The 3,327-nt window shown below is 66.8% G+C and carries 2 protein-coding genes and 2 pseudogenes; 2 read left to right on the forward strand and 2 right to left on the reverse strand.

Features of this window, described 5'->3' with window-relative positions; genetic code table 11:
• Nucleotides 1-90 precede the first annotated feature (90 nt).
• Nucleotides 91-925, reverse strand: a pseudogene (locus AC07FK_RS34055) (IS5 family transposase).
• 285 nt (nt 926-1,210) lie between these two features.
• Here AC07FK_RS34055 and AC07FK_RS34060 point away from each other — a divergent pair.
• Nucleotides 1,211-1,510: a helicase associated domain-containing protein gene (locus tag AC07FK_RS34060; protein ID WP_479108769.1), complete on the forward strand. Its 300-nt coding sequence runs from the start codon at nt 1,211-1,213 to the stop codon at nt 1,508-1,510.
• 646 nt (nt 1,511-2,156) lie between these two features.
• Here the strand turns inward: AC07FK_RS34060 and AC07FK_RS34065 are convergent.
• On the reverse strand, nt 2,157-2,549 hold the full coding sequence (locus AC07FK_RS34065) for a hypothetical protein (protein WP_073775444.1): 393 nt from the start codon (nt 2,547-2,549) through the stop codon (nt 2,157-2,159).
• A gap of 202 nt (nt 2,550-2,751) precedes the next feature.
• Between AC07FK_RS34065 and AC07FK_RS34070 the strand changes: the two are divergent.
• Nucleotides 2,752-3,227: pseudogene (locus AC07FK_RS34070) on the forward strand (transposase family protein); the annotation flags it as partial.
• Nucleotides 3,228-3,327: the final 100 nt, after the last annotated feature.

Consider the following 3,327-nt stretch of genomic DNA (forward strand, 5'->3'; position numbering starts at 1 on the left):
GAACAACACCCACAACTCGTCCGGCACCAAACGCTCAACCAGATCCGTCATGCACCGTTCAACGAACGATCAAGCCATAAGAAACGACGCCTAAGTCCCTCGCCAGGTAGGGGTGGTCTCGTCCGTTATACGCCTGGCGAGGTTGTCGATCGAGGCGATGTGGATCATGGCTTCGGAGCTGGCAGGGAGGGTCTCGTAGTCGCGGGCGAGACGGCGGTGCGTCATGATCCAACCGATACTCCGCTCGACCACCCAGCACCTTCTCACGACGTGAAACCCACGGGTATCCGGGTTTTAGTTGACGACTTCGACATCGATTCCAGGCGGGCGCCGTGCTCGACGACGGCGTCCTTGAAGCCGGTATCGACCCAGCTCTTGGAGATGGTCGGGTACTTCTCCTTCGCCTGGTCTAGGAGGCGGATTCCCAGGGCGTTCTCCGAGAGGCCGGCGGCGGTGACGGCCACGGCGAGGATGAGGCCGATAGTGTCGGTGAGGATGCCGCGCTTCCTCCCGACGATCTTCTTGGCCGCATCCGTTCCCTGGCTGGTCAGGGGCACGTTGCTGGAGGTTTTGACGCTCTGGGTGTCGATCACAGAGGCGGTCGGCTCGGACGTGCGCCCCTCCTTCACCCGGGCCAGTCCCGTCAGGTCGTAATTGAGCTGTGCGAAGATCCCTTCGTCGCGCCACGCGGCGTAGTAGGCATAGACGGTGCCGTGGTTCGGGAAATCGTGCGGGAGGTATTTCAGGGGACTCCCGTGCGGTTTACCTAGAGGATCGCGTTGAAGACGTCACGTAAATCGACCTTGGCCGGCTGCCCGGTTGACCTGCGGTCGAGCCGGGCTTTTCTCCAGGCCGTCAGCGTCGGCTCGATCAGGGCCCATCGGGCGCCGGACAGGTCGCTGGGGTACGGCTTTCGCTCGCTCACGACGTAGCGTGATCACAGGCGAGCCGGAGGGCTCGGTTCCGCCGTCCATCAGGCGATTCCACAACATCTTCAAACCAGACGGACTTCCAAGCACAGAAGCGAACGAGACGGACGGCCGAGCCTCCGCTCCGGACAAAGCCATTCTCCGTCTACAGGATGAAAGCCTCAAAGCAGGGCAGGGACGAGGGCCTCATATAGGGCTAGACCTGCATAAACGCTCTCATAGTGAGCGTTTGGTTCACCTATCGGGTGGTTCATGCGAACAGCAGGAACGGCTGACCGCCGTTGGCATCCAGGCACCGCCTCCCCTTCCCGGCCACGGCGGCGGGCGGCCCGGTGAAGGGGCCGAGCAAGGCGCAGCAGGCGTTCCAGCGCGGCCTGGCAGCCCTCACGCAGTGGGTCGAACGGGAAGGCCCCGAACAGGCGGTGCCACGTGGCCACGGTGAGCCGATCGCGGTCGACGGTGCGGCAGAGCCGGTGATCGTGAAGCTGGGCGTATGGATCTCGAACCCACATGCGAGACGCGAGAAGCTCACCGCTGACCAGCTCGCCGCAATCGCGGCGCTGGGCGTGGACTGGGCGTGACACCGGCTGCGGCTGCTCGTTGAACAGGACGGTCAAGCGAAGTGCACCGAGAGGCCCCGGGCGTCATCGCCCGGGGCCTCGTGCTGTCGGCGGCCGACGGCTCCGCCCGGACATGGCGCGGGCCTGCAACGCGAGGTGCAACACCGATGCCACGAACCTCTATCCGAGGCATCACCGCAGGTCAGACCGCGATGCGCGGCGGTGTTTGCACTGAACGTGTCGCCCTGGCCGCTTTCGACGCTGCGGCCGCTCCGTGACGTGAGGCCCTCGAGGACCTGGACGAAGACGTCCTCGCCGAGGCCGCCGCCGAAGCGCGGGCCTTCGGCGCCGGCCCGGCGGCCGCCGTCGACGAGCTGGTGCGCGGCCTGCTCGGGCAGTTGGCCGACTGGCAGCAGTCGATCGGCGAGCTGGGCCGCGCGCTCACCACGGCAACTGAAGGCCGACCGCTACCCGGCTGCTCCACCGACGCCGGCAGCACCGAGGACATCGGGTGGCGCCAGGCCCGCACCACGCTGCTCGAGGCCGTCGCACGCCACCACCACGCTCACCTGCTCGCCGCCATCGTCGAGCTCGGCGGTGAGCTGGAGCTCCCAGCTACCCGTAACGGGCGCTTCAGGGGCGCGGTCATCCCAGAAAGGCTGCGCGGTCAGCGACGCCGGCCGCCGCCGATGCGGCGGTCGTCGGCCAGTGCGGTCAGCGGGCCGAACTCGCGGGCAAGCTGGTTCCACGTCAGAACCTCGCCACAGCGGGCCGGGAACTCCTTCGGGTTGAACTCGGGCATGGTCCAGGTGCCAGTGCCCCGGTCCCGCAGCCACAGGTCCCCGTCACCGTCGACCACAGTCGGCGGGACCGGTACGGGCTCGGCCTGATCGGTGGGCTCCCAGGTGACCCGGCCCGGGTGGGAAACGCGGCGCAGCTCGGTGGTGGCCAGCCGCGCGGCCAAGTCACGGGTGGACTCTTCGGCGTCCTTGACCGACGCGAGTCGGAATGCGTCGTCAAGTACGGGCAGGGCTGGATTCTTGCTGCGCTTTGAACTCATACGCTGACTACCTCCGGTGGGGGGCGTCACATCCGTTATGGCACCCCGTAGAGCAACACGGTATCCGAGGCGGGAGCCGGGCCGGCTACGACCACTGACCAGGTGGAGGCGCTGGCACACCGAGCGGTGGGCTAGGTGATGAGCTGGTCCTGGACGTGACGCAACCCGTGGTGGTAGCGCTCAGACATGGCGGTCCGGGTCTGAGGCGGAGTACGTGCTGGTCGACGCACTCTCGCGGAATGCGACCGGGTCGGTGACGCACGCGCCGACTATTCGGGCAAGCACCGCCGCCACGGCGTGAACGTACAAGTGATCACTGATCCGGATGGTTCGATCCTGTGGATCTCAGGGGTACTGCCCGGCCGCATCCACGACCTCACCGCGGCCCGCAGACACCGCATCATCAACACCTGCCTCCGACTCGGCATCCCGGCCCTGGCAGACCTGGCCTACCTCGGAGCCGGCGGCACTCTCGCCACCGGCCGACGACGCCGACCCGGCGAAGAACTCGGCGCCCGCCACAAGTTCCTCAACAAGGCCCACGCCCGCCTGCGCTATCCCGTCGAGCGAGGCATCGCCCGCCTCAAGACCTGGCGGATCTTCCGCAAAGCACGCTGCAGCCCCGCCTGGCTCACCACCGCAGCCAAAGCCGTCCTCACCCTGGAGAGCTACCGCTGAAAATGCTCACTGAACCTCTTTCATCTTGTGCTGGAGGGTGAAGTGGGCTGGTCAGCGGGTGTGGTGACGAGGCAGGGCCCCTCGTCGTTGGCGTGGTGAT

It is taken from the genome of Streptomyces sp. NPDC046122 (assembly GCF_056429965.1).